Here is a 25553-nt window from a genome sequence, read left to right on the forward strand (position 1 = left end):
GCTGCGCGCCGTGGATTTCGATGATCCGGCGGTACGGATCGAGCCGGGCCGCCCGGCTCAGCGTCCCCGCCGTGTCCCAGGCGGGTGGCGTTCCCGCTGGTCCGGTGGGGTGCGACCGTCCCGGCGTCCCGGGTCGGCCGCCGAGGGGCGATCGGGGGCCCGGCCGCTGCCAGCCTTCTCGCCATGCAAAGACTCGCTCTGGCCGTCGCGGTGCTGCTGGTGTTCCCCGCCACAGCCGCGGTTGCGGCCGAACCCGTTGCGGTGTGCGGGCACACCAGTACCCAGCCCACCCTGAAGCAAGGTGCGACCGGCGCCGCGGTCGCCGAGGCGCAGTGCGAACTGAACCTGGCGACCAAGGCGAGCCGGTACACGCCCGTCGGCGCGGACGGCTCCTTCGGCCCGGCGACCGAGGCCCGGGTCCGCGTGTTCCAGAAGTGTGCCGCCCTGAGCGTCGACGGCCAGGTCGGGCCGAACACCTGGGCCGCCCTCAACTCCTGGTCCGCGCGGCCGCGCAAGTGCGCCACCCAGGGCACCGCCGACGCCGCGCAGAGCGTCGTGTGCGGCCTCTCCACCGCCCGCCCGACCCTGCAGAGCGGCTCCAGCGGCACGGACGTCAAGGAACTCCAGTGCCGGCTCAACCTCGCCATGGAGCCGGGGCACTACCCGCCGCTGACGATCGACGGCCAGTTCGGAGACGGCACCCGCACCCGCGTGATCCAGTTCCAGCACTGCGTCAACGCCAGTGCCGACGGCGTCGCCGGGCCCACCACCTGGGCGAAGGTCACCGACTGGTCCAGCCGCAACACCTACTGCACGCCGCCGAAGCCCGCCGGGCACCCGATCGACGGCGTCGACACGGCGAAGTACCAGCACCCCGGGGGCGCGCCGATCGACTGGAGCGCGGTGAAGGCGTCCGGAGTCGAATTCGCGACCGTCAAAGCGACGCGCGGCCTGAACGTCACCGACGACTACCTGGCCACCGACCTGCCCGCCGCGCGCAACGCCGGCCTGGCCGTGGGGCCGTACCACTTCTACACGGGCACTGCGGCCGGCACCGGCGGTGCGCAGGCCGACCGGTTCATCGCCGCCGTGAAGGCCACCGGGTACACCGGCAAGCGCGCCGGCGACCTGCCGCCCGTGTTCGACCTGGAGTGGAAGGACGACGGCTCCGGCGGCTGCCCGCCGCACGTCACCGTCGCCGACGCCAAGGCGTGGCTGGACAAGGTCCAGGCGGCGTTCGGCCGGACCCCGATCATCTACACCCAGAAGTCGTTCCTGGACGCGTGCCTGGGCGGCACCACGGCGCTTTCGGCCTACCCGATGCAGCTCGCCGACTACCGGCAGTCCGTCACGCAGCCGGCGCTGCCCGCCGGCTCGAAGACCTGGCTGATGTGGCAGTACACCGACGCGGCCATCCCCGCCGGCATCCCCGCGCCGGCCACCGGCGACGTCTTCAACGGCACCCAGGCCGACCTCGACCAGCTCGCCAACCGCTGAATCCCCGCTAGGAAAGGATGAGAATGAGTCTCCCCATGAGCCGCCGCTCAGTGCTCCGCGGCGCGGTCGTGCTCGGCGCGGCCGCCGCGGTGAGTCCGCTGCTGCTGACCGGCACCGCCCAGGCCTACCCGTGGTCCCGCACGCTGAAGGAGGGCAGCACGGGCGCCGACGTCACCGAGCTCCAGATCCGGGTCGCCGGCTGGGCGGCCGACCACGCCGCCCAGAGCCGCGTCTCGATCGATGGCGAGTTCGGCCCCGGCACCGCGGCGGCCGTCCGCAGGTTCCAGGCGGCCTACGGTCTCGGAGCCGACGCCCAGGTCGGCCCGGGCACCCAGGCCGCGCTCAACGCGCTGGAGCAGAGCGACGGGTCCACCGTCCACTTCAACTTCAGCGAGTTCACCGACCGCGACAGCGGCACCTTCAACGGCGGCAAGGTCAGCGCGGCCACCGCCAAGGAGAACGCCCGGCGCTGCATGTACAAGCTCGAGGCGCTGCGCAAGAAGCTCGGGAACAAGCCGATCACGGTGAACTCCGGGTTCCGCAGCATCGCGCACAACGCGGAGATCGGCGGCGCGAGCGACAGCATGCACCTGTACGGCACCGCCGCCGACCTGAACGTGCCGGGCGTGGCCAACAAGACCGTCTACCAGAAGGCCGAGACGTGCGGGTTCTCCGGCCTGGAGACCTACAACACCGACCACCAGCACGTGGACAGCCGGGCCGATCTCGGCCGGTCGTGGTGGTGGGAGAACGGCACGGTCTGACCGGCCGGCCGGCGCCGGGAACCGCGCGGGGTTTCCGGCGCCGGCGGCGTCCTCAGTGCGACTGCGGGCTCGTCAGCGCCGCCGAGCAGGCCGGCCAGTCGTGGAAGTCGTGGCGCACGCTCCACAGGCGGTGCGCCGCATCGATGTTCCAGACGGGGTCGAACGCCTGCCGCGGCGTGCCGCCCAGCTCCAGCAGCCGGGCGTCGGAGATCTGGAAGACGCCCCAGTTGCGGCTGCCGTTCGTGTTCGGCAGCACCCAGAGCGGATCGAGGAACGAGGCGCAGCGCGCGATGGCGACCGCGGTGTCCGGCGCTTCGGTGAACACGGCCCGGACCCGCTGCTCCACCACGGCCGCCGACCAGGTCGCCATGCTGGCCCGGCGGTCGTACAGCGCGGTCTTGGTGGCCTCGTCGACCACACCGCGGGCGGGCAGGCCCGCCAGCACCTGGAACGCGGTGACCCGGCGCAGCGTCTCCGGCCCGAACGAGCCGTCGACCGAGAGCCGCCCGTGGGCCGCGACCAGCAGGTTCTGCACCTCGGTGACGCACTCGTCGTGCTGCCCCATGCTGACCGGCGGCTGGCACCCCGGGGAGAACAGCATCCGGTCGGCGTACCGGCCGGTCGCCGGTGCGGACGCGTCGGCGGTGAGCCAGACCAAACCGGCCGCCAGCAGCACCACGACCGCGATGGCCGTCGCGGCGTAGGCGCGCCGCCGGCGTGGCGGCGCGGCGTCCTCACCGGTCCCGGTCTGCTCCGCTTCGTCGACGCGGCCGGCGTCGGCCAGGGCCCACAGCTGGTGCAGTTCCCGCAGCTCCGCCGGGGAGGCGCCACAGACCTTCCCGAACGAGTGGACGACGCGGTAGTCGGCGGGGACGCTCTTGCCGGAGCAGTACCGGTGCAGGCTGGAGCCACTGGCCCCGGCCTGCTTGCCGAGCCGTTCATAGCCCTGCCCGCTGCGGTCTTTCAGCATGCGCAGGTAGGCGGCGAACTTGTCCGTGTGCAGTGTCACTGTGACTCGAACACCTCGCTCGGGCAGCGGATGACGGACGGAAGTTAACACCGTCCTGCCGCACTCCGGGCAGAAACTGACGGATTACGCCACCCGGGGGAGCACCGCCCGGGCCGGATCGCCGCCACGGCGTCGACCCCGGGCGTCGCCCCGGCACGGCGCAGCAAAATCGCGTGCTTCACGGCTGCCCGGTGGGGCGGTGCCGGGCCGGCGGCGGCGCGACGGCCGCGCGTTCCTGGCGCTGACCGGCCGCATGGGCAGCCGATGGGGTAATCGCGGCCGAGCTCGCCGACGGCCGCCTGGGGTGAGCCGGCGCGCCTTGGCCGGAAACCGGCCGGCTCACCGCAGGCGACCGTGTTCTGCGGGAGCGTTCCTCCGATCGACCTGACCGGCGAGTGTCTCCGCGTTCGCCAGGTACCGCGCCACCGGGCCCAGGGTCAGCATTCCGCCGGCGCCGCCGGCGTCTTCCGCGTGCGCGGCGTGCAGGGCGGCCGCGGCCCGGGCGGCGGCTTCGCGTTCGCCGAGGCGGACTGCGGTGTGGGCGGTCAGGCACCACATCGCCTCCTGCAGGTGGTCGGGCGGTGGTTCCGGCGCCGCGGCCAGTGCGGTGCGGGCGTCCTCGTCACGGCCTTGGGCGAGCAGCACGGGGGGACGTGTCCAGGGCAGGTACGGGCCCCAGTCCAGGTGCCGGTCGGTGGGTGCGGGACGGTCGTGCAGCAGACGCAGCCCCAGCAGGGCGAGCGGGAACAGGCCACGGTGCAGTCCGGGCATTCCGGCGGACCGAAGGGCCTCTTCGGCGGCGCGGTACTGCGCCGCGGCCGTGGCGGGGGCCGGTCCGCCGGGCTCGGTACTGAGGGCGGCCGTGACCCGGGCTCGGAACCAGGCGGTGAGGACGCCGACGAGGGGGGCCTCGGTGGTGGCGGCGAGCTGTTCGGCCGCCGTCGCGTGTGCGGCCGCGGTGTCCAGGTCGCCGAGGGCCGAGGCGGATTGCAGGCGGGCCAGCCGGCCGAGGACCGCGAAGTTCGGCAGGTCGTGCCTGGTCGCCACGTCGAGGATCTCGGTGCCGATCCGGTCGCGCGCCGCCGCGAGGCCGGGGTGGGTGAAGGACTGCAGGAACACGCCGTTGAGCGCGAACGCCAGCAATGCGGGATCGCCCAGCTCCCGGGCCAGCGCTTCGGCTTGGTGCGCGGCCTGCCGGGCGCGGCTCAGCGCGTCCGCGGCCAGGTCGGCGGTGCGGCTTTCGACGGCGATCGTGGCCAGGAGACGCGCCCGGAGGTCGGCGGGCTCGTCCGGGCCGAGCCGGGTGAGCGTGCGTTCGGCGGCGGTGACGACCGCCCGGGACTGCTCGGGGTCGTCGGCGCGGCTCCAGATGGCGGGCACGTCGTAGGCGCCGATGATCCGGGCGGTCAGGCGCAGGTCGCCGGTGCGTTCGGCGGCGTGGATCGCGGCGAGGCGGTCGCGCCGGGAGTGGATGAGCGCGTCGCCGCCGGCCAGCGCGAGCGTGCGGGCGAGGTCCACGGTGGTGCGTGGGCCGAGCCGGACACCGGGGCCGGTCCACGTGTTCGGCATGCCGTCAGCGGGCCCGGCCAGGATGTCGGTTTCCAGGCGTTGCAGGTCGGGGCCGGGATCGAGGCCGAGCTGGTCGACGAGCATGGTGCGGGCGCGGCGGAGGGTCGACAACGCGTCGGCCTGGCGGCCCGCCCGGTGCAAGGCGCGGGCCAGCAGTCCCCAGGCCGGCTCGCGCCACGGGTGTTCGGTGACGTGCGCGCCGAGTTCGGCGACGAGGTCGGCGCCTTCCCCGGCGTCGAGGAGGATGCGGGCGCGCAGTTCCAGCGCCGCCAGCCGGAGCTCCTCCAGCCGGGTCCGTTCGCGTTGCGCCCACGGCGAATCCGGCACGTCGGCGTAGGCGGGGCCGCGCCAGGCCGCGAGCGCGGCACTGAGGTCGGTCACCGCGCCGGGGGAGTGGCGGGTGCGGGCGAGCGCGTCCTCGAACCGGTGGACGTCGACGTCTTCGCGGGGCAGCCGCAGTGCGTAGCCGGGGCCTTCGGTGACGATCACCCGCGGCGGGGTGCGGGGTGACCGGTCGGGTTCCAGGGCGCGGCGCAGCGCGGCGACGAACGTCCGCAGCGCGCCGACCGCGCGTGCCGGTGGCTCGGCCCAGAGGTCGTCGACGAGGGTGTCGGTCGTGACCAGCCGCCCTTCGGCGGCGACGAGGCGGGCGAGCACCTCGCGGTGGCGGGGTCCGCCGAGGCCGACCGGGCTGCCGTCGTCGCGCAGCGCCCGGACGGCACCGAGCACGTCGATTCGCATACCCCCATCATCGGTGCCGGAGGCCGGGTGCGCCCGGGCGCACTGATTCGTTGCTGATCGCCGTCGCCCAGGCTCGGCCGGGTCAAGTTCCCGACCCGGAAGACGGCCTTCGATGACACTCTCGATTCCCGGTTTCGACCACGTCCGCCTGCCCGGTGCCGGTGGCGTCGAGTTGGCTGCCGCAGTCGGCGGCAGCGGCAGCCCGGTGGTGCTGCTGCACGGGTTCCCGCAGACGCACCTGATGTGGCGGCACGTCGCCGAGCGGCTCGCCGGCGAGCACACGGTGATCTGCCCCGACCTGCGGGGTTACGGCGCGAGCGACAAGCCGGCGGCCACCGGCGAGGACGTGTACGCCAAGCGCACGATGGCCGCCGACGTGGTGGCTCTGGCGGCCGCACTGGGCCACGAGCGCTTCGCCCTCGTCGGGCACGACCGGGGTGCCCTGGTCGCCTTCCGGGCCGGCTTGGACCACCCCGAGACGATCTCGCACCTCGGCATCCTCGACGTCGTCCCGACGCTGGACATGTGGAACGTCCTGCACGGCGTCCCGGCGGCGGTCGGCTACCACCTGTTCCTCATGGCGCAGCCGCCGGGTTTGCCCGAGACGATGATCGCGGCCAGCGCGGACGCGTTCTTCGGTTCGTTCCTCGACGCCTGGGCCAACGACCCGGCCGCGATCCCGGCGGAGGTGCGTGCCGAGTACCTGCGGGCGAGCGCGGCGGCGGTGCCGTCGATCGTCGCGGACTACCGCGCCTCGGCCGGCATCGACGTCACTCATGACCAGGCCGACCTGGATGCCGGGTCGCAGCTGGCCATGCCGGTGACGGTCGTCCAGCAGGACTGGGGCGCGCAGCTCGGCTACGACGCCGCCGGCGTGTGGAAGGCGTGGGCGCCGGACCTGGACCACCGGCTGACCCGGGCGGGGCACTTCATGGCCGAGGAAGCACCGGACGAGATCGCGGGGGCGATCCGGGACCTGCTGGTCCGCTGATCACGCCCTGATCATCCGGGTTGCCGCCGCCGCGACGGCCTCGCGGTGCGCGGCGATCCGCCGGGGATCCCGCGCGCCGGAGCTGTCGGCTTCGAGCCAGCCGACCGGAGTCAGCTGCCAGACCTGGCTGATGTCGTAGATGAGCTGGGTCGCCGTCGAAGTAGATCTGAGTGGCCGGCGGCAGGCACCCGTCGGCGGAGACGATCGAGTGGATGTGCAGCGGGCGCACGCCCCGCAGCTGCAACGCCCGGGTCAGCGTGGCGAGCGGGCTGTCCGTGGCCAAGCCGAAGGTCTCGGTGCGGGGCAGCACGGTGCGGAACTCGTAGTGCCCGGCGCCGTCGACGGCGCCATCCTCAAACACCAGGCAGGAGCGGCCCGCGGTATCCCTTCCCCCATCGTGATCAGCGCCGGATACCGGCGACGAGCTCTTCCCAGTTCCGGTGCGCGATGCGCTCGCGGCCGGCCTCGTCGATCGGCGCCGTGTCCAGGAAACGCTGCGCGGATCCGGCGCGCTCGGTGTTGAACGGGTAGTCGGAGGCGTACATGATCCGCTCGGCCCCCACCGTCTCCAGGCTCCACCGCAGGTACTTGTGGCTGGAGATGCCGCCGGGGGTGATGAAGATGTTCGAGCGGAAGTACTCGGCGATCGGCCGCCGCAGGGCGACGAGCTTGTCCATGGCCGCGACGCGGTCGAGGTAGAACAGCACGACCTCGCCCCAGTGCCCCAGGATGACCTGGAGGCCGGGGAACCGGTCGAAGACGCCGGCGACGATCATCCGGAGGATGGTCAGGCCGGCGTCGTAGTGCCAGCCGAACGCACCGGTGGCCAGCATGCTGTCCACCGGCTCGCCGAAGCCCCGGTAGTAGGCCTCCGTGACGACCGGGACCGGAACGCCGGGGTGCAGGTAGACGGGTGCGCGCAGGTCCTCGGCGGCCTCGTAGACGTCCCAGAATTCGGGCGCGTCCAGAGCGCGGCCCCGCGAGCCGGCGTTGACCAGCGTGCCGTTGAGCCCGAGTTCGGTGACCGCCCGCCGCAGTTCGTCGGCCGCGGCGGCCGGCGCGGAGGTGGCGAGCGCCGCGAATCCCTGGAAACGCCCGGGGTGCCGGCGCGCGGCGGCGGCGATCAGGTCGTTCGTGGGCGCCTGCAGGGCGACCGCCTCCGCCGCGTCGAGGTTCTGCAGACCCGGCGTCGTGAGGGACAGCACCATCGTGTCGATCCCGGCGTCGTCCATGGCCGCGATGCGTCCGCCGCCGACGTCCAGCAGTGCGGGGGTGAGGTCACTGGCGACGGCCCACTTCATCATCGGCTCGGCGAGACCGGGGTCGCGCCGCCGCCACGCCTCGACCACGTCCGCGGTGACGAAGTGTTCCTCGAGTCCGTACAGCTTCATCGAGACTCAGCTTCGGACGGTCTTGAGCGCGCCGGCCCACGACTCGAGCTGGTCGAACAGGACGGAAGCGGCGCCGTCGTGCAGTGCGGAGGGCTCGAAGGCGGAGAAGTTCTCGAAGTCGGTGAACAACGAGAACGACAGCTGCTGGCGCACGTGGGCCAGTTGCAGTTCGCTCGAGATCGCCCGCAGGTGCTCGATGGCTCGCGTTCCGCCGAGCGCGCCGTACGACACGAAGGCGGCGGCCTTGTTGTTCCACTCGGTGTAGAGGTAGTCGATGGCGTTCTTCAGCACTCCGGACGTGGAGTGGTTGTACTCCGGGGTGACGAAGATGTACCCGTCGAACTCGCCGATCTTGGCGGACCAGGCCTTCGTGTGCTCGCCCGCGTACGCGCCCCTGCTCGCCGGCACGGCCTCGTCCAGGTGCGGCAGCGGGTAGTCGACCAGGTCGATCAGCTCGTAGTCGGCGTTCGGCCGCTCCTTGGCCTTGCCCAGCACCCAGTTCGCCACCGCTTCGCCCTTGCGGCCGGGACGGGTGCTGCCGAGGACGATGGCCAGCTTCAGGTCGTTCATGGAGGTTCCTCACCGTCTTCTCACTTGAATGTTCAAGTGTCACGCTAGCCGCATTGACATGAATATTCAAGTCAGGGCTGGATCAGTACACTGCGCGCATGTCTGCCTCACGGGAGCCCGGGGCGTCCGGGCCGCGCTGGCTCAGCGGCGACCAGCTGGCGGCGTGGCGCGGGTTCATGAAGCTCGCTCAGAGGCTGCCCGCCGCCCTGGAGTCACAGCTCCAGCGGGACTCGAAGCTCAGCTTCATCGAGTACTACGTGCTGGCACACCTGTCCGATCAGCCCGGGCGCCGGATGCGGATGAGCGAGCTGGCGGTCCTGGCCAACACGGAGCTGTCGCGGCTGTCGCACCTGGTCGGCCGGCTCGAAAAGCGCGGATTCGTGTGCCGCGAGCCCGACCCGCACAACGGCAGATACACGCAGGCGATCCTGACCGACGCCGGCCACGCCTACCTGGCGGACGCGGCGCCCGGACACGTCGGCCAAGTGCTGGACCTGTTCGTCGACGCCCTGACCCCGACCGAACTCCGGACGCTGCACCGGATCTCCGGCAAGGTGCTCGCCCGCGTCGAGCGCGCAGAAGGGAAAACGACGCGCGGCCACGGGGGGAGTCGTTCCGCGAAGGACGTGCGTGACTGAACCGCGCGGTGCGACAGCAGCAGAGGTGCGCGGACTGCCGGCTTCGACAGCTGGGGTGGCTAGTTCGTGTACACGGCGTCCTTGCCGTACAAGGGTTTGGTGAAGCTGGAGATGTAGGTGTGTGCGTCGGCGGCGCCGAGGTTGTAAGTCAGGTACACGCCGTAGCCTTCGTTCACGGTTCGCTGGGCGAGGCCGGCGGCGGTGCCGGTGGATGTCGCCGCGATCTGGACGGCCGCGGGGGAGAGCCCGGATTTGGGGAGGGCGATGTTCGGTACGCCCCAGGTGCCGTAGTAGGGGTTCCAGGCGTAGTTGAACTTCGAGGTGATGTCGGTGCCGCCGTAGGACAACCTTGATGCTGCCGGGCCGATGTTGTACAGCGAGATCAGCTTGGTGGGCATGGCCGCGCGCAGGGCCGTGACGAGGTGGACGAAGGAGCCGGCGTTGGGCTGGCCGGTGCCGTTGTTGCCGTACTCGGCGTATTCGTCGTCGAAGTCGATGCCGTCGAGCCCGTACTTGGTCACGGTGTCGGACAGCTGTTTGGCGAAGGCGGCGGCCGCCTGCTGGGACGGGAAGTTGGCGAACCCGGCGCCCTGGTGGTTGCCGAGGATCGACAACATGACCTTGATGCCCTTGGCCTGCAGCGGGCGGACCTGGGTGCTGACGTTGCCGAGGACGTTCTGCACGTTCGGGTTGAAGTACAGGTACGCCGACTTCGTCGCGGTGTCGTAGTTGATGTTGGCGGCGAAGATGACGCCGATGTCGAACACGTTGCCGCCGCCTTGGGCGAGCGCGTACTTGCCCACGTTCAGCATGCTGTTGTTGTTCACCTCGACGTAGGCCACGGTGATCGGCCCGGTCTTGCGCGGTGCGGCGGACGTACTGGCCGCACTCGTGCCTGTCGTCATGCCCGCCAAGAGGGCGGCGCCTGCCAGCAACGCGGTGATCCGGCCAAGCTTGACCACGGTAGCTCAACTCCTGCCGAGTGGTATGAACCATTGTCCATGTATGTGCTTTTCCGGTCGCTTGTCAAGAGTGGTGATCGACCAACGGGCTCGGTACCTCGATCGGCCTACGCGGTTCGTCGCACTGACCGCAGGTGAGCGACGGCGCGAGGCTCAGGTGAGTTCCAGCAGTCCCCGGCGCACGGCTTCGGAGACGGCGGCCGCGCGGTTGTCGGCCCCGAGCTTGCGGTAGATGCGCACGAGGTGGGTCTTCACCGTGGCTTCGCTGAGGAACAGGGCTTCGGCGATGGCCCGGTTGCTGCGACCACTCGCCAGCAACCGGATGACCTCGATCTCTCGTGCGGTCAAGTCCGGGTCGGGGCTCACCACCTGGCCGACCAGGCCGTCCACGATCTCCGGGGCGAGGCCCAGGCCGCCGGCCGCGGCGCTGCGAACGGCCCGGAACAGTTCCTCGGGCGGCCCCGCCTTCAGCACGTAGCCCCGGGCGCCCGCCCCCAGGGCGCGGACGGCGTCGGCGCGGCCGGCATAGCTGGTCAGCATCACCACGGGCACCCCCGGTGCCGCGGTGGCCAGCCGGCGGATGGCCTCGACCCCGTCGATACCTTGGTTGACCCCGGCGAACCGCAGGTCCATCAGGACGACGTCCGGCACCAACTGCGCGGCGAGCCGCACGGCGTCTTCGCCGCTGCTCGCCTCGCCGGCCACTTCGAAGCCTTCCTCGCCCTCCAGCAAGGCGCGCAGCCCGGCCCTGACCACGGCGTGGTCGTCCGCGATCAGCAGGCGCAGCCGCGCCGTGGTCATCGGACGCCTGCCGGGATCGCCGGACCGACCCGGGTGGGCACCATGGCCGTCACCCGGGTACCGCGGCCCGGGGAGCTGTCGACGTCGAGGGCACCGCCGAGCCGGTCGAGCCGGGTCCGGGCGGCGGGGAGGCCGAGTCCGCGGCCGGTCCCGGAAACGCGCCCGGCCGGGTCGAAGCCGGCGCCGTCGTCGCTGATCTCCAGTTCGACGAGCTCCGGGTGCCGGCGGAGCGTGACCCGCACGTTCACCGCGTGCGCGTGTTCGCGGACGTTCGCCAGCACGCTCTGGGCCACGCGGAACAGGGTGGCGGCGGTCTGTTCGTCGAGGGGGCAGTCCGCCGTGCCGGCCGTCTCGAACCGCACCTGGGCCGCCGTCTCGTCCTGGTGGGCGCGAGCGCACAGCAGCCGGAGCGCTCCGTCCAACCCGGACTCGCCGAGAGCGGACGGGGCGAGGTCGCGGATGACCCGGCGCGTCTCGGCGAGCTCGTCCTGGAGCCGGTCGACGACCTCCCGGACCCGGGCGCGCGCCGCGTCGGTCCGGTCCGGCCAGTTCCGTTCGGTCGCCTGCAGCATCAGCACGCTGCCGGAGAGCTCCTGCGCGAGGGAGTCGTGCAGGTCACGGGCGATCCGGGCGCGTTCCTCCAGCATTCCGGCGCGGTGCTGCTCTTCGGCCAGCACGTCGCGCGTGCTGCGCAGGTCGTCCACCAGACGCTGCCGCTCGGCGGCGTTTCGCTGCTGAACCCGGTGGAGCGCCAGGGTGGTCCACACGGCCACCACCGGGACCACGGCCGCCTCCAGCGCGAACGGGCCGGCGGCCGCGACCTGCCTCCCGACGAGCACGACGGTGATCGCGGCGACCGCGATCGGGCCGGCACGGTGATCGAGCACGTGCAGACCGGCATACGCCAAGGGGACGGCGCACCAGACGTACGCGTCGGTCAGCGTCACGGGCGCGACCACGATGATCAGGGCCCAGAGGACCACCAGCGTCGCGACCCAGGCCAGGCCCCAAAGCGTGCTCAGCCCGCCCCGCCAGGTCTGCCCCAGGACGTAAACGACCGCGAGCAGCCCGCTGAGCGTGACGATCGCCCAGCACAGCGCCCCGTAAGCGGTGTCGAGCCGGATCAGGGCCACCCCGACGAGCACGAAGAACGCCAGGTGCGCGCCACTCGTCAGCGCGAACCGCCGGTTGCGTGGCGGAGCTCCGGTGAGGCCGAATCCGAGCACGACGGGTCTCCCGGCGGCAGATGGTCCAGGCGGATGATCACCATCCTAACCGCCGCGCCGGGACCGGCGAGGTGAAGTTCCTCTCGCCCGCGGATCATGGCCTCGCTGCCGGCCGGGCACCGGGGTGCAGGCCGAGCCAGCCGGGGGTGGGAGCGCCCTGGACCTCGCCGAAGTAGAGCGCGAACGTCTGCCGCAGGCGCTCCAGCTCCGCCCGGTCCGCCATGAACCGGGGGAAGCCGTCCAGGTGCGCGTTCGGGTACTCCCAGATCGGCTTCAGCCCCGTGGGCGGCGTGACGTCGGTGCGCACGGACCAGCCGTTGAACGAGGACTTCTGGTTGTCGAGCGCCAGCGCGAAGTTCAGGAACAGCTTGGCCGCGGCCGGGTGCTTCGCCTGGTTCAGGATCGCGGCCCGCTGTGCCCAGGCCATGAACGGGTGGCCGTCGGGGACGACCCACTTCACCGGCGACGAGGACGCGACCGCCGAGCCGGAGCCGCCGACACCGATCGCCTTCAGCCCGCTGCTGACCGCTTCGCCCGGCGAGTTGGTGCCGCGGGCGAACCGCACGTCCTGGGCGGCCAGCTTCGCCACCCAGTCCCATCCGTACGTCTGCGCGTACAGGGAGTAGAGGAAGAGCACCGCGTCGTCGTCGTGGGGGTAGGAGGAGGCGATCTTGCCCTTCCAGGCCGGATCGACCAGGTCGAGCGGGGTCTTCGGACCGTTCGAGCCGAGTGCCGTGGTGCTGTAGGAGTAGCTGAAGGCGATCACCGCGACCGCGACCCACGCGGCCTGCGGGTCCCGGAAGCCTTTGTAGAGCTTCGAGAAGCCGGCGGGCTTGTAGCGCATGAGGCGTCCCAGCGCCTTCCAGCGGTCGAAGTCCTGCAGGGTCTGCAGCTGGACGACGTCGGGGACGAGCGTGCCGGTGGCCAGCTGGTTGTCGACGCGGACGTCGTGGTACTTGCTGTAGTCGACGATGTAGTCGAAGTCGATGGCCGGGAAGCGGTTCTTGAAGGCCGCCCTGACGCCGTTGCCCTGGGCCGCGGTGTCGCCGCCGGCGTAGACGACCAGCTTGCCGCCCTCGGCGACGGCGTCCTGGTAGAGCTCGTCGAGGGACTTGGTCTCCTCACCCGCGCTCCCGGCGGGGGAGGCCGATGCGGGAGCCGAGGTGGCCGCGAGCACCCCGAGGCCGAGCGCGGCGCCGGCTCCGGTGGTGAGGACACGTCGTCGGCTGAGTGAGTTCGACACGGTGGGAACCTTTCTGCTGACGGGGGAAGATCGCGCACCCGGCACCACGGGCACTGTCCACATTGGCGTGCCCGTGGTGCCCGCCGCGTCACTCGGAAGCTGCAATCGGGTGCGGTAACGGTCGAATCCACGTTCAACCGAACGGTTGAACGGATCGTTGTTGTCGTTGCTGCACTTTCTCGGCAAAGCGGGGTGCCTCAGCTGTCGGGGGTCGCGGCGTCGCGCACCAGGGCGGTGTCGACGAACTGCTCGAAGCGCACGATCAGCCCGCCGCGGACGGTGAAGTGGTGGGCGACCCGCGCGTTCAGGTGCTTGCCGGTGGTTTTGTGGACCGCGGTGTAGCGGGCCAGGACCACGACGTTCTCGCCGTCGACGACGTAGGTGTCGTCGTGCGCGGCCCAGCCGTCCCAGTCGGCGCCGAGCCGCTGCATGACGTTCGCGGTCACGCCGTCAGGCGTGCGGTAGGTGCCGGCCAGCGGAAAGCCGGCCATCTCGGTCCATTCCACGTCCGGGGCGAGCGTGGCGCGCAAGGCGGCCAGGTCGCCGGCGGCCGAGGCGAGGTACTGGCGGCGCACCACGTCGGCCGGTGCGCTGCTCGTGGCGAAATCGGTCTCGGTCATGGTCAGCCCCACGCCATCTCGCCCTTGACGACCTTCGGGCCGAGCTGCGCGGCGATCTGCATGCCCGCCCGCGGATACGCCTTGAGCAGCGCCTCGGTGGCGGCGGCACCGTCGGCGGCTTCGGCCACGATGCGACGGAACGCGGCGATGTACTCGCGGGTGTAGGCGATCGCGCTCGCGTCCGCGGCGGCCGAGGGCTGCCGGTGGCCGGGCACCACGAGCGCGGGCTCGAGGCCCTGCATCTCGCTCAGGAGTGCGTCCCAGGCGTCGAGCTGCTCGTCGCGCGGGGTGTCCGCGATCCAGACGTGCTCGTCGGCGAAGACCAGCACGCCGCCGAGGATCGCGCGGTCCTCGGCCTGGTAGAGGTAGGCGCGGTCGGGCAGCGCCGTAGGGGCGCCCTTGAGCTCGAAGGTGTGGCCGGCGAACTGCAGGTCGCCGGTGAGCGGCTCGGTCTCGATCAGCCGGGTGGGCAGGTTCGCACCCAGCGCCGCCCAGGCCTTGAGCTTGCCCTCGTACTTCCCGGCCATCGCGGCGGCCACCTCCGGGGTGGCCAGGAACCGCGCGCCGGGGAACGAGTCGGCGATCAGTTCGGCGCCGAAGTAGAAGTCAGGGTCCGCGTGGCTGATCACCACGGTGGTCAGCTGCCTGCCGGAGTCGAGCACGGCGGCGGCCAGGCGGTGCCCGTCCGCGCGGGTGAACCCGGCGTCGACCAGCAGCGCCTCGTTCTCGCTGGTCACCAGGGTCGCGGTCTTGTTCTTGACTCCGGCGGGAAAGTCGCCGTCGATGATCGTGTAGGTCAGGTCGGTCATGCTGCTCGCCGTCTCCTCGTGGCCGGCCGGGCGGTCGGACACGACTCAATATATACCTCGCTGGCGAGTTAAACTAGCTCTCTGGCGAGGTACCTTCCGGTCGTCCGATACCATCGGCACCGTGGATGAGGAGTTGCGCGCGCTGGTGGCCGACGAAGGAGTGGTGCTGTGGGGCCGGGTGGTCAACCTGCACCGGGCCCTCAACACGTTGCTGCACGCCGACATCCGCGCCGCCACCGGCCTGGACGGCACCGAGTTCGAGTTCCTGCTGCGCCTGGCGCGCTTCCCCGGCCCGCGCACCCACGCCAGCATGGTCGCCGCCCGGATGGGCTACAGCTCCGCGGGCACCACCAAGCTGGTCGCCCGCCTGGAGGACAAGGGCGTGATCCGCCGGGAACGCGACCCGCAGGACGGCCGCGCGTTCCGGGTCGCGCTGACCGACGCGGGCCAGGCGGCTCTGCGCGCCGGGCTCAAAGCCCACATCCCGCGCCTGGACGCCGAGATGATCAACCGGCTGACCGCGGCCCAGCGCCGGCAGCTCCAGGACCTGCTGCGCCGCATCGACCCCGGCGAGGCAACCGCCACGCCCGGGCGGGAAACCCGGTGACTTTCCGCAGGTGCCGGCGATCGCGAGGCCGCCGAGCAGCGGTCCGGGCCGTATCGGGCGGGATCGGCGGTGATGGGGAGGTCTTCGATCTCCGCATCGACCGCACCGTCCTGGAGGTGGCCGGGGCTGTCGCGGTCACCGTCGCTCAGCCGGACCCGAGCGTGAGGACCTCGTCGAACGCGGCGCCCGACTCGCTGACGAGGTCGGCGGCGGTACGGGCACGACGTCGGGCTGTCTCGTAGCAGGCGAGCGCGATCTGCGCGGCGAACACGGCGATGGTCTGCGCGGTGCCGCGGCTTCGCAGCACCTCGGTGAGGTTTGACGCGAGCTGCTGGGTCTTGAGTGCTTCACGTGCGCGCAGCTCGAGGTGCTTTTCGACCAGGTCGGTGTGGTGCTTGTACGCGTCGAGGTCTTCCGTCACCTGCGCGAACAGGCGCAGGACGATCGGGCGCAGCTGTTCAATGGCCTCCCGGTGGTCGCGCGCGGCGCCGACGGTGTCGTCTGCACCCGCCAGGGCGATCGTGTCGAACAGCGCCTGTTCCTTGGCGAAGACGACCTCCGTCTTGTCGCCGAAATAACGGAAGAAAGTCGTGCGGCCCACCTCGGCGCGCGCGGCGATGTCGCTCACCGACACCGCGTCGTACCCGTGCAGCGCGAAGAGCTCGTCGGCGGCGTCGATGATGCGCTGCCGCGCGCGCAACTGCTTGCGCTGGATGAGGGAGTCGGGCGCCTGTTCGGGTGTCACCGAACCATCATACGGTCTGACGGCTCTCAGGCTCATTCGGAACTCAGTGTGTTATGGTACTGAGTACCAACTGGAGACGATGCGATCTCCGTCGCGAAAGGACACGATCGTGATCGAAGAGAAGAGCACTGTCGCTGCTGTACCGCCTCATGGTGTGCCGTTCATGACCGGGAGGGACACGGCCCCGGCGTACTGGGCGTTCGGTGTCCTCTGGGTCGTCTTGGCGGATTCCGAGCAGACCGGGGGAGCGTTCTCGGTGATGGAGCAGTGGATGCCGTCGGATGGCGGCCCGCCGCCGCACGTCCACCCGATCGACGAATGGTTCAACATCCTCGAAGGCTCCATCGAATTCCGCGTCGAGGACAAGCCGCCGATGCGGGCGACGGCGGGTGACTCGGTGTGGATTCCGCGTGGAACGGTGCACAGCTTCACCACGCAGAGCGCTGCGCACGTGTTCAACGGCTACACGCCGGCTGGCTTCGAGCAGGTCATCATGGGGCTGGGCACTCCTGCGGAGCGCCGCGAACTGCCGCCGGCGGATCTCGGGTTCGAGCCCCGTGCCGCGGCGCAGTTGATGGACAACTTCTGGTCGGCGAGCGCTGACACGGGCTGGGCCAAGAAGTGGAGCCGGTGAGCGAGCGGGTGTCATGGCGTTGATGCCGTGCCCGCCACTTGTGCCGGCGTCGCCCGGAAGGCTTGGCGCACCAGGCCGATCCACCACAGGAACGTCAGTGCGATGACGGTGGGGTTCTTCAGGAACAGCAGGATGGCCAGATAGGTCTGCCGGGCGGATGCGGGCAGCAGTTCCGGCAGGGCGTCTTCGGCCAGGATTTCGAAGGCCAGGTAGGCGGCGCCGAGGAACGCGGCTTGCCACAGCAGGCTGCGCCAGTGGTTCCGGGCGAATGCGTGGCCTGCGCTCAGGCGGAGGGCCTGGCCGCGCATCGCGATCCGCCAGAGGGAGACGACCAGGGTGATCCGCGCGGCCAGCACGACGACCTCGGAGGCGAGGGCGAGACCGTGGGGGATCTGCGCGGTCCAGTTGACGACGATCAGCCGCTGGATCGACGCGACCGACGACAAGCCGAGCACCAGCCCGAGGTGTCCGGTGTAGCAACCCCAGGTCCATCTCGGCACCTCGAGCGCCAGTTTCAGTTCGCTCATGACCACCCCGATGTCTCAGTTTATGAACATTTTAGTTCAGTGTACTGAAATATCTGGCAAGGTAAAGTGACGGCATGGAAGGTCGGGCCGCCGGACGGGAGCTGAGCACCGCTGTGGTGGCGTTCCACGAAGCGGTGGGGGCGAGCCTGGGCGTGACGGCGGTCGACCAGCGCGCCCTCGCCGTGATCGCGGGCGCCGGGTCGGTGTCGGCGGGCGACCTGGCCAAGGCGATCGGCTTGACCCCGGGCGCGGTGACCGGCGTGGTCGACCGGCTCGAGCGCGCCGGGCTCGCCCATCGCGCCCCGGACCCGGCCGACCGCCGCCGGCTCGTGATCACGGCGGCGCCCGGAGCGTTCGGGAAGCTGTTCGCCGGCCTCGACGCGGCGATGGCGAAGCTGATGGCCCGCTACTCCCCGGCCGAGCAGGCGGTGATCGGGGACTGGGTGGCGAACACGGTCGACGTCCTACGCGAACAGACCCGGCTGCTCACGAAGCGGTAGTCGGCGCCCGGACGTGCCGGCGGCGAGAGCTGCGCGGCGGACGCGGGTGATCGATGGGCTCCGGGGTTCCGGTGGCTCACCGGGTGATGCCGGTGTGGCCCAGGGAATACCGGCCTGGCTGCGGCCAGACGCACAGGCCGTGCGGCTCGTTCCCGACGGGGATCTTCGTCAGCAGCGTCCCATCCTTTGTGGACAGCACGTACACGACCCGGTCGTAGCGGCCGGACAGCCAGAGCTGGGTGCCGTCGGAGGTCACGTTGCCCATGTCCGGGCTCCCGCCGCCCGGGAGGCGCCAGGTCGTCACCGGCGCGCCGGTGTAGGCGTCGAGCACACTGACGCTGCCTTCGTGGCGGTTGGTCACGTACAACTGCTTCGCGTCCCGTGACAAATAAAGCCCGTGCGCGCCGCCGCCGGTCGGGATGAAGCGGAGCACTTTCGTCGCCGCGCCGTCGAGGACCCAGAGGCCGTTCGCGTCGGAGTCCGCGATGTAGTAGACCGAGCCGTCCGGGGCGAGCTTGATGTCCTGCGGGCCCATTTTCGTGTTGCGGTGCGGCATGTCGATCATCCGCAGCAGGTGGTGGGAAGCCACGTCGACCACCGCGACGCGACCGGCGAACTCGCACGTGAAGACCGCCGTGCGCCCGTCGGGGGAGAAGTCCGCGTGGTCGATGCCCGCGCACTCCGGCGTCGGGGTTTCGTCGTGGACCTGCCAGGTGTGCGGGTCGTACCAGACCAGCTTGCGCAGCCGTTCGGCCACCGAGATCGCGTACCGCCCGTCCGGGCTGAAGTACATGTTGTACGGGTCCACGACCGGGAACGCCTTGCCGGGCAGGCCGGTTTTGGGGTCGAACGGCAGCACGTGGTCGCCGCGGTCGTCGGTGGCGTAGAGCGTGCGCAGGTCCCACGAGGGCACCACGTGCTGCAGTTCCTTGCCCGCCGGGTACTTCGCGACGACGCGGAAGGTCGCCGGGTCGATGACCCAGACGTCGCCGGAGCCGCTGTGCGGCACGTAGACCAGGGGCTTGTCGCCGGCGACCGCGGGCGAGAGCATCCCGGTGCCCGCCGCCGCGTCGACGTCGTGCGGGTCCGGGACGCCGGGCATGCCGGGCAGCGGGTTCAGCGCCGGGGCCGGCGGGGTGGGCAGGTGCGGTACGGACATGCCCGGGCCGCCGGACATGCCCGGCATGCCGGACATGTCCGAGCCGGTGCCCGACGAGCAGCCGGCGGCGAGGGCGATACCGAGGACCACGGCGGTCAGCCGGACACGCATCCGCTTACGCCAGCAGGTCCGACGCGGTGACCGGGGTGAGGCCGCGGTCCGCCAGTGCGGTCAGGATGCCGGGGAGCGCGGCCACCGTGCCCGGGTGCCCGAAGTGCATGCTCACCACGCTGCCGGCGCGGGCTTTCGCGACCGCGGCGCGGATGGCGGCCGGCCCGGGGTCCTTCCAGTCCAGGGAGTCGATGTCGTAGGACAGCACCCGGGCGTAGCCCGCTTTGCCGGCTTCGACGAGTTCCTCGGGGGTGGCGTGCTGGCCCTGGGACTGGCGGAAGAAGTTCCCCGGAGAGCCGGTCAGTTCGGCGAGTTTGTCGCGGCACCGCTGGATTTCCGCGTACATCGGCTCCGCCGCGTAACCCGAGAGCGCGGGGTGGCTCCAGGTGTGGTTGCCCAGTTCGTGGCCGCCGTCGCGGATCATCCGGGCGGCGTCCGGGTGCTCGGCGAGCCAGGTGCCCACCGCCAGCACGGTGATCCGGGCGCCGTGCTGGTGCACGACGTCCAGTACCTGGCGGGCGACCTGCGGGTCGCCCGCGCCGTGGAACGTCAGCGCGACCTGCGGCCGTCCCGACGAGGAGCGGACGAGTTCGGTGGCCGGTCCCTGCGGGTGCGGCGAGGAGGACGGTGGTGGTGTGCTCGACGGCGGCGGCACCGCCTGCGGCGGGGTGGAACCGGCCGGAGCCGGGGGTTGCCCGGGTGCCGAGCATGCTGCCAGCGCGGCGGCGCCCAGAGTCACCCCGAACAGGCGACGCCGGGTCAGCGGGTCGTGCACAAAACCTCCCCTACGACGGACGCCGCCGACTTTGGCGCAAACCCGCTGTGAAGACGCTGAGAGACCTCCGGCGCTCAACCCGCGGGTGGAGGTCACTTCAATCCGGAGCTTGAGGATTTCGGCGGTGTGCCGCCCTAGCGTTCCTGTCGGCAACCGGAGGGGGAGACATGGCGGTGACGGCCGAGGTGCGGACCGGGCGGGCTGAGCGGGTCGCGGTGGGAGTGATCGCGGCCGTTGCCGCAGTGGTGTGGGGCTGGGCCTCGGGGAGCCGGCCGCTGCAGCCGTACTACGCGGCGGCCGTGCATTCGATGTCGCGCGACGTCTCGGCGTTCTTCTTCGCGGGCTTCGACCCGGCGGGAGTCGTCACGGTCGACAAACCGCCGCTCGCCTTCTGGACGCAAGCGCTCGGCGTGGCCGTCTTCGGGTTCCACCCGTGGGCGATCGCCCTGGTCCAGGTGGTCGAGGGAGTCGCCGCGGTGCTCGTGCTGCACCGGGTGGTGCGTCGCTGGGCGGGCGCGCGGACCGCGCTGCTCGCCGCGGCGCTCTTCGCGCTGACGCCGATCACCGCGGCGATCAACCGCGACAACCTGCCGGACACCCTCTTGGTGCTCCTGCTGCTGCTCGCCGCCTACTGCGTCACCCGGGCGATCGACAACGCCCGGTGGCTGGTGTGGGCGGGGGTCTTCGTCGGGCTGGGCTTCCTCACGAAGATGCTCGCCGCGTGGATCGTGCTGCCGGGTCTCGCGTTGGCGTACTTCGTCGCGGCGCCCGGCTCACGCGGCCGGCGGCTCGCGTGGCTCGGCGTGGCCGGCGCGGTGACGCTATTCGTGTCGCTGGCGTGGCCGGTCGCCGTCACCGTCTGGCCCGGCGCCAAGCCGTTCGTCGGCAGCACCACGGACGGCTCGGTGTGGCAGCTGGCCTTCGGCTACAACGGCGTGGCGCGGCTGGTCGGCGGCACGACCGGCGTCGGCGGCGGCTACAGCGCCACGGCCGGCGCGGCGCTCGGCGGCGAGGCGGGTCCGCTGCGGCTGTTCGACGCGGAGGTCGGCGGGCAGATCGCCTGGCTGCTGCCGCTCGCCTTGGTGTCCCTGGTCGTCGCCGCGTGCCGCGCTCGCGGAGCCACGCCGCGGACGAAGGCGGGCTGGGCGCTGTGGGGTGGCTGGCTGGTCGTCGGGGCCGTGGTCTTCTCGGTCACCGGCGGTATCTTCCACGCGTACTACACCGCCGAGCTGGCCCCGGCGATCGCGGCACTCGCCGCCGCGGGGCTGGTCGCGGCCTCGAGCTGGTCGCGCGGCCGGGCCCGGTTCGTCCTGCCGGCCGCGGTGGCGGGGACGGCGGTGCTCGCCTACGTCTTGCTCGACCGGACGCCGGACTGGCTGCCGTGGCTGCGGTACACCGTGCTGGTCCTGGCGTTGCTCGCCGTCGTCGCGGCGCTGTTGCGGGCTGCCCGCGTCGCGGCCGCGATCGGGCTGGCCGCCGTCGTGGCCGGACCCGCGGCCTTCGTCGCCGACACCGCGGTGCGGCCGGGGAGCGTCCTGGAGAGCGCCGACCCGGCCGCCGGGCCGCCGTCGACGGCCGCGCTGCACACCGTCTTCAGCGTCAACACCGGTGCGGGCGCCGCGGCCGGGTACGTCCGGTTCGTCGAGAGCGCGTACCGCCTCAGCCCCGGTCAGCGCCAGGTGCTCGCGTTCGCGCAGGCTTCGTCCGCCGAAGTCGCCCTGGCCGTCGAGGGCGGCACCTACGGCGCGGACCCGTTCCTGCTGAACACCGAGGCGCGCGTCGCGCCGCTCGGCGGTTACCTCGGCTTCGACCCGGCGCCGTCGGCCGCGGAGCTCCCGCAGTGGGTCGCGGCCGGGAAGGTGCGGTTCGTGCTGCTGCCGCAGGTGTTCGTCGACATCGGCCGCGCCGGGGCGGGGCGGGCCACCGCGGCGGCGGGCGACGCGGGGGAACTGACCGGGCGGGTCAGGTGGGAGGCGAAGCACTGCCGGCCGGTGCCGCCCGCGCGGATCGGCCCGGACGCGGCCACCGCCGGTGTGCTGTTCGACTGCGGCGGCAGGCCGTGACGTCGACGAGCGCCGTCTGTCCGCCACGAACCGAACACCGCCCTCACCGTTCGTCAGGCACGCGCTAGGCTCGCGGCCCCGACGATCAAAGGGCCGGTCAGCGGCCGTTCCCGAGGAGCCGCCGCAGTCATGCCAGCCGATCGGTCCGAGGCCCGCACCCGTCATCCCCGGCACCAGCGCCGCGGTGAGGCCCGCCTGCCGGCTGCCGTCGCGACCGTCGTGGCGATCGCGCTCTACCTGGCGCTGCCCGAGCAGCTGCTCGTCTTGCCCCGGTTCGTGGTGCCCGCGCTGGAGATGGTGCTGCTGGTGCCGCTGATCGCGATCAACCCGCGGCGCGTCACCCGGCAGACGCGGTTTTCCCGGGTGGTGTCCCTGACGCTCGTCGCGGTCATCGGCGTCACCAACCTGGGGGCGCTCGGGCTGCTGATCCACGACCTGATCGCCGGCGCGGCCGACAGCGGCCAGGACCTGCTGCTGGGTGCGCTGCAGGTGTGGCTGACGAACGTGATCGCGTTCGGCCTGGCCTATTGGGAGCTGGACCGCGGCGGCCCGGTCAAGCGCACCCAGGCCGGCCGCGCCGACCTGCCACTGGCCGACTTCCGGTTTTCCCAGGACGAGAACGCCGACACCGTCGTTGAGGTCGCCGAGGGTTCCAGCGTCAAGTCCGACTGGGTGCCGACCCTGGTGGACTACCTGTACGTATCGGTGACGAATTCGACGGCGTTCAGTCCCACCGACACCATGCCGCTGTCTTCGCGGGCGAAGGTGCTGATGGCGGTGCAGAGCGTCGCGGCGCTGCTGACGTCGCTGCTGGTCATCGCCCGCGCGGTCAGCGTGCTGAAGTAGCGCCTGCTCGAGGACGACCGTTGACCAGCCGACGCGCCTCGGCGGCGTCGTGTTCAGCCGAGGTCACCGTCTGCCCTGTGGTGGCAGGTCAGGTTCGGCGGGCGGTGGCGAGCAGGGTGAGCGCGGCCTGGAGTGCGTGTTCGCCCGCGCGGGTGGGGTTGTGGTGGTCGGCCACGACGGTGGCGCCCTCGACGAGGATGAGTAGTTGCTGTCCGAGCTGTCCGAGCTGGCCGGGGTCGGCGGCTCCGGCGCGGTCGGCGATTCCGGTGAGCAGTTCGAGGTAGCGGCCGAGGTGGCGGGTGGTGATGGTCCGGACGGTGCCGGTGTGGTGCTGGGTCGCGGCGTTGAGGAGTGCGCAGCCGCGGAAGGCCGGCTCGGCGTACCACCCCTGAAGCGTGTCGAACAGGGCGGTGAGCTGGTCGGCGGGGTCGTCTCCGGCAGCCTCGACGGCGTCGGTCAGCCAGCGGACGACCCGGTCGCTTCGTGCTTCGAGCATCGCCTGGACCAGTCCGTCCTTGCTGCCGAAGTGCCGGTAGAGCGTCTCCTTGGACACGCCGAGGCGCGCGCACAGCCCGGCCACGCCGATGCCGTCGAGCCCGCGTTCGTACAGCACCTGGGTGGCCGCGTGCAGGATCGTTGCGCGGGTGCGTTCCGGGTCGATGGTCGCGCCTTTGGCAACGGGCATGACTCGATCGTACCGATCGGTTCGATCATTGTGCTAGCGTCCGGATAGAACTGATCGGTTCGATCTGGGGGTGCGCATGACAGCCACGGGGCGGGCCGCGCGGCTGGCGCTCGGGACCGCGTCCGCACTGGGGCTCGCGCGGTTCGCGTACGGGCTGCTCGTGCCGGCCATGCGGGACGGCCTGGGCTGGACGTTGGCCGACGCGGGGGTGATCAGCGCCGCGAACGGGTCGGGTTACCTGGTCGGCGCGGTGGCGGCGGTGGTTCTGGTGCGCCGTTGGGGCACCGCCGCGGTCTTCCGCTGGGGCATGGTCATCACCGCGTTGGCGTTGGCGGGTACGGCGGCGGGTGACGATTTCGTCGTGCTGCTGGCGGTCCGCACCGTGGCCGGGGCGAGCGGGGCGCTGGTGTTCGTCGCGGGTGGGGTGATCGCGGCCCGGATCGCCGCGAGTGCCGGGTCCAGCGCACCGATCACGGTGTACTTCGCGGGCACGGGCCTGGGGATCATCCTCAGCGGTGCGACCATCCCCGGTCTGGGTGATCACTGGCAGGCGGCGTGGGCCGGTCTGGGTGCCGCGGCGGGGCTGGCCACCCTGATCAGCTGGACGGCGGCGGGAACCGGCGAGGAGTTGCCGGCCGGTGAGGCCGGCCGAGCACGCGTGCGTCCGCTGTGCCGGGTCGCCGTGGCGTACTTCCTCTTCGCCGCCGGGTACATCACCTACATCACTTTCCTGTCCGTCTACCTGGCTGGACGGCACGCGCCGGTCATGCAGGTGGTGCTCACGTGGACGGCGCTGGGTGCCGCGGTGGTGGTCGCCCCGGTCCTGTGGAGCCGCCCGATCGCCCGCTGGCCCGGCACCCGCGCCCTGGCTGTGGTGCTCGGCGTGCTGGCCGGCGGCGCGGCTTTGGCGCTGCTGTCACCCTCACCCGCGGTCGTGATCGCCTCCGCGGTCGCCTACGGGGTGACCTTCATGGCGGTCCCCGCCGCCGTCACCGCCCACATCCGGACCGCTGTTCCGCTCGCGGACTGGACCGCCACGCTGGCCGCGTTCACCACGCTCTTCGCCACCGGACAGACCGTGGGCCCGTGGCTGGCCGGCGTCCTCGCCGACCACACCTCGACCGCCGCGCCCCTGGCCTGGACCGCCGTCCTGTGTGCCGCCGCGGCAGCACTGGCGGCGGTCCGGCCCACGCCACGAGCCGCTCCACCGCTGGAACCCGCCGCCGAAATCCGCTGAACCCGACAACCACACGGAGCACGATCATGGCCACCTTCGTCCTCGTCCCCGGCATGTGTCACGGCGGCTGGTCTTTCGCCGAACTGACCGAGCAACTCCGCGGGCACGGCCACCGCGTCCATCCACTGACGCTGACGGGGCTCGGCGAACGCAGCCACCTCCTGCACGGCGGGGTCAACCTCGACACGCACATCGAGGACGTGACCGCGCTGCTGGCGGCCGAGAACGTCCACGACGCCGTGCTGGTCGGCCACAGCTACGGCGGAATGGTGATCACCGGGGCGGCGGACCGCATGCCCGGGCGCGTGGACCGCTTGGTCTACCTCGACGCCGTCGTGCCCGCGCACGGAGACTCCTGCTGGGCGCTGGTCTCCGACCAGGAACGCCGCTGGTACCTCGACGTCGTGGACAACGGCTACGCCACACGACCCCTGCCGTTCTTCGACCCGCGAGCCACCCCGCACCCGCTCGCCTCACTGCTCCAACCCCTCCGCCTGTCCGGCGACAGCACCGGTTTCCGCCGGGACTACGTCTATGCCGCCGGCTGGGACGGCCAGTCACCCTTCACGCCCGTCTACCAGCGCCTTCGTGCGGACCCCGGATGGACCACACACGCACTCGACAGCGGACACAACCTCATGCGGGACGCGCCCGGCGAGCTGCTGAAGATCCTGCTCGATGCCGCCCGGCCGTCGACTGTGGACGGGACGTGAACATCGGCGACCGGTCGTCCGAACCCGGGCCATAGCCGGTAGCCGGCCGCTGACGAAGATGCGACGTGTCGTGATTCGGACGCGTCCGCCCTAGTGACGGACGACGGCGGCGGCGCGAGC

Annotated in this window: 27 protein-coding genes; 11 read left to right on the forward strand and 16 right to left on the reverse strand. The window is 71.8% G+C overall.

Annotation, left to right across the window (positions count from 1 at the left end; all coding sequences use genetic code 11):
- Positions 1-183 precede the first annotated feature (183 nt).
- Positions 184-1497 (forward strand): GH25 family lysozyme, encoded by a 1314-nt coding sequence (locus AB0F52_RS43810; RefSeq protein ID WP_360184014.1) that lies wholly within the window; start codon positions 184-186, stop codon positions 1495-1497.
- Positions 1498-1532: 35 nt separating this feature from the next.
- The gene (locus AB0F52_RS43815; RefSeq protein ID WP_103341817.1) at positions 1533-2261 is read left to right on the forward strand and encodes a D-Ala-D-Ala carboxypeptidase family metallohydrolase; all 729 of its coding nucleotides are present in this window, start codon (positions 1533-1535) and stop codon (positions 2259-2261) included.
- 52 nt (positions 2262-2313) lie between these two features.
- Here the strand turns inward: AB0F52_RS43815 and AB0F52_RS43820 are convergent, their stop codons facing one another.
- Both AB0F52_RS43820 and AB0F52_RS43825 read right to left on the reverse strand, forming a co-directional pair.
- The gene (locus AB0F52_RS43820; protein ID WP_360184017.1) at positions 2314-3270 is read right to left on the reverse strand and encodes a helix-turn-helix domain-containing protein; all 957 of its coding nucleotides are present in this window, start codon (positions 3268-3270) and stop codon (positions 2314-2316) included.
- Positions 3271-3609: 339 nt separating this feature from the next.
- On the reverse strand, positions 3610-5580 hold the full coding sequence (locus AB0F52_RS43825; RefSeq protein ID WP_360184019.1) for a BTAD domain-containing putative transcriptional regulator: 1971 nt from the start codon (positions 5578-5580) through the stop codon (positions 3610-3612).
- 112 nt (positions 5581-5692) lie between these two features.
- On the opposite strand from AB0F52_RS43825, the gene AB0F52_RS43830 reads away from it, so the two are divergent.
- Positions 5693-6571, forward strand: a complete 879-nt coding sequence (locus AB0F52_RS43830; RefSeq protein ID WP_360184021.1) for an alpha/beta hydrolase — start codon at positions 5693-5695, stop codon at positions 6569-6571.
- On the opposite strand, the gene AB0F52_RS43835 is transcribed toward AB0F52_RS43830, so the two are convergent.
- Genes AB0F52_RS43835 through AB0F52_RS43845 form a run of 3 tightly spaced genes read right to left on the reverse strand, consistent with a single transcriptional unit; the run spans position 6510 to position 8532 of the window.
- Positions 6510-6932 carry a hypothetical protein gene (locus AB0F52_RS43835; RefSeq protein WP_360184023.1) on the reverse strand — a complete coding sequence of 141 codons (423 nt, stop codon included), beginning with the start codon at positions 6930-6932 and terminating at the stop codon, positions 6510-6512. The genes AB0F52_RS43830 and AB0F52_RS43835 overlap by 62 nt on opposite strands.
- 40 nt (positions 6933-6972) lie before the next feature.
- Positions 6973-7962 carry an amidohydrolase family protein gene (locus tag AB0F52_RS43840; RefSeq protein ID WP_360184025.1) on the reverse strand — a complete coding sequence of 330 codons (990 nt, stop codon included), beginning with the start codon at positions 7960-7962 and terminating at the stop codon, positions 6973-6975.
- A 6-nt stretch (positions 7963-7968) separates the two neighbouring features.
- Complete coding sequence (locus AB0F52_RS43845) at positions 7969-8532, reverse strand: NAD(P)H-dependent oxidoreductase (protein WP_360184028.1); 564 nt, start codon at positions 8530-8532, stop codon at positions 7969-7971.
- A 98-nt stretch (positions 8533-8630) separates the two neighbouring features.
- On the opposite strand from AB0F52_RS43845, the gene AB0F52_RS43850 reads away from it, so the two are divergent.
- On the forward strand, positions 8631-9170 hold the full coding sequence (locus AB0F52_RS43850; protein ID WP_360184030.1) for a MarR family transcriptional regulator: 540 nt from the start codon (positions 8631-8633) through the stop codon (positions 9168-9170).
- A 59-nt stretch (positions 9171-9229) separates the two neighbouring features.
- On the opposite strand, the gene AB0F52_RS43855 is transcribed toward AB0F52_RS43850, so the two are convergent.
- The 6 genes from AB0F52_RS43855 to AB0F52_RS43880 all read right to left on the reverse strand — a co-directional run bounded on the left by AB0F52_RS43855 (position 9230) and on the right by AB0F52_RS43880 (position 14873).
- Positions 9230-10132: an endo-beta-N-acetylglucosaminidase H gene (locus AB0F52_RS43855; protein WP_360184032.1), complete on the reverse strand. Its 903-nt coding sequence runs from the start codon at positions 10130-10132 to the stop codon at positions 9230-9232.
- Between the two features lie 153 nt (positions 10133-10285).
- Positions 10286-10933 carry a response regulator transcription factor gene (locus AB0F52_RS43860; RefSeq protein ID WP_360184034.1) on the reverse strand — a complete coding sequence of 216 codons (648 nt, stop codon included), beginning with the start codon at positions 10931-10933 and terminating at the stop codon, positions 10286-10288.
- On the reverse strand, positions 10930-12159 hold the full coding sequence (locus AB0F52_RS43865) for a sensor histidine kinase (RefSeq protein ID WP_360184036.1): 1230 nt from the start codon (positions 12157-12159) through the stop codon (positions 10930-10932). The genes AB0F52_RS43860 and AB0F52_RS43865 overlap by 4 nt, the downstream gene beginning before the upstream one ends.
- A gap of 94 nt (positions 12160-12253) precedes the next feature.
- Positions 12254-13402, reverse strand: coding sequence for an ABC transporter substrate-binding protein (locus AB0F52_RS43870; RefSeq protein ID WP_360184038.1), 1149 nt, complete (start codon positions 13400-13402; stop codon positions 12254-12256).
- 197 nt (positions 13403-13599) lie between these two features.
- Positions 13600-14022 (reverse strand): nuclear transport factor 2 family protein, encoded by a 423-nt coding sequence (locus tag AB0F52_RS43875; RefSeq protein ID WP_360184040.1) that lies wholly within the window; start codon positions 14020-14022, stop codon positions 13600-13602.
- A 2-nt stretch (positions 14023-14024) separates the two neighbouring features.
- Positions 14025-14873, reverse strand: coding sequence for an MBL fold metallo-hydrolase (locus AB0F52_RS43880; RefSeq protein WP_360184042.1), 849 nt, complete (start codon positions 14871-14873; stop codon positions 14025-14027).
- 79 nt (positions 14874-14952) lie between these two features.
- Between AB0F52_RS43880 and AB0F52_RS43885 the strand changes: the two genes are divergently transcribed.
- Positions 14953-15438 carry a MarR family transcriptional regulator gene (locus AB0F52_RS43885; RefSeq protein ID WP_360184044.1) on the forward strand — a complete coding sequence of 162 codons (486 nt, stop codon included), beginning with the start codon at positions 14953-14955 and terminating at the stop codon, positions 15436-15438.
- 145 nt (positions 15439-15583) lie between these two features.
- Here AB0F52_RS43885 and AB0F52_RS43890 read toward each other — a convergent pair whose 3' ends face one another.
- Positions 15584-16183 carry a helix-turn-helix domain-containing protein gene (locus AB0F52_RS43890; protein WP_360184046.1) on the reverse strand — a complete coding sequence of 200 codons (600 nt, stop codon included), beginning with the start codon at positions 16181-16183 and terminating at the stop codon, positions 15584-15586.
- Positions 16184-16346: 163 nt separating this feature from the next.
- On the opposite strand from AB0F52_RS43890, the gene AB0F52_RS43895 reads away from it, so the two are divergent.
- Entirely contained in the window at positions 16347-16817 is a 471-nt protein-coding gene (locus tag AB0F52_RS43895) for a cupin domain-containing protein (protein ID WP_360184048.1), read from the forward strand.
- Between the two features lie 11 nt (positions 16818-16828).
- Here the strand turns inward: AB0F52_RS43895 and AB0F52_RS43900 are convergent, their stop codons facing one another.
- Positions 16829-17344 carry a hypothetical protein gene (locus AB0F52_RS43900; protein ID WP_360184050.1) on the reverse strand — a complete coding sequence of 172 codons (516 nt, stop codon included), beginning with the start codon at positions 17342-17344 and terminating at the stop codon, positions 16829-16831.
- Positions 17345-17418: 74 nt separating this feature from the next.
- On the opposite strand from AB0F52_RS43900, the gene AB0F52_RS43905 reads away from it, so the two are divergent.
- Positions 17419-17844 carry a MarR family transcriptional regulator gene (locus tag AB0F52_RS43905; protein ID WP_360184052.1) on the forward strand — a complete coding sequence of 142 codons (426 nt, stop codon included), beginning with the start codon at positions 17419-17421 and terminating at the stop codon, positions 17842-17844.
- Positions 17845-17920: 76 nt separating this feature from the next.
- On the opposite strand, the gene AB0F52_RS43910 is transcribed toward AB0F52_RS43905, so the two are convergent.
- Entirely contained in the window at positions 17921-19114 is a 1194-nt protein-coding gene (locus AB0F52_RS43910) for a beta-propeller fold lactonase family protein (protein ID WP_360184054.1), read from the reverse strand.
- 4 nt (positions 19115-19118) lie between these two features.
- Positions 19119-19889 (reverse strand): polysaccharide deacetylase family protein, encoded by a 771-nt coding sequence (locus tag AB0F52_RS43915; RefSeq protein WP_360184056.1) that lies wholly within the window; start codon positions 19887-19889, stop codon positions 19119-19121.
- 167 nt (positions 19890-20056) lie between these two features.
- Between AB0F52_RS43915 and AB0F52_RS43920 the strand changes: the two genes are divergently transcribed.
- On the forward strand, positions 20057-21952 hold the full coding sequence (locus AB0F52_RS43920; protein ID WP_360184058.1) for a glycosyltransferase family 39 protein: 1896 nt from the start codon (positions 20057-20059) through the stop codon (positions 21950-21952).
- A gap of 129 nt (positions 21953-22081) precedes the next feature.
- Positions 22082-22798, forward strand: a complete 717-nt coding sequence (locus AB0F52_RS43925) for a hypothetical protein (protein ID WP_360184060.1) — start codon at positions 22082-22084, stop codon at positions 22796-22798.
- An 88-nt stretch (positions 22799-22886) separates the two neighbouring features.
- On the opposite strand, the gene AB0F52_RS43930 is transcribed toward AB0F52_RS43925, so the two are convergent.
- Positions 22887-23483 (reverse strand): TetR/AcrR family transcriptional regulator, encoded by a 597-nt coding sequence (locus tag AB0F52_RS43930; protein WP_360184062.1) that lies wholly within the window; start codon positions 23481-23483, stop codon positions 22887-22889.
- Positions 23484-23559: 76 nt separating this feature from the next.
- Here AB0F52_RS43930 and AB0F52_RS43935 point away from each other — a divergent pair, with 76 nt between their 5' ends.
- Together AB0F52_RS43935 and AB0F52_RS43940 are read left to right on the forward strand one after the other, a co-directional pair.
- The gene (locus tag AB0F52_RS43935) at positions 23560-24720 is read left to right on the forward strand and encodes a YbfB/YjiJ family MFS transporter (RefSeq protein ID WP_360184064.1); all 1161 of its coding nucleotides are present in this window, start codon (positions 23560-23562) and stop codon (positions 24718-24720) included.
- Positions 24721-24746: 26 nt separating this feature from the next.
- Entirely contained in the window at positions 24747-25433 is a 687-nt protein-coding gene (locus AB0F52_RS43940) for an alpha/beta fold hydrolase (protein ID WP_360184066.1), read from the forward strand.
- Positions 25434-25553 lie beyond the last annotated feature (120 nt).

It is taken from the genome of Amycolatopsis sp. NPDC024027, assembly GCF_040638975.1.
In the GTDB taxonomy this organism is placed as follows: Bacteria; Actinomycetota; Actinomycetes; order Mycobacteriales; family Pseudonocardiaceae; genus Amycolatopsis.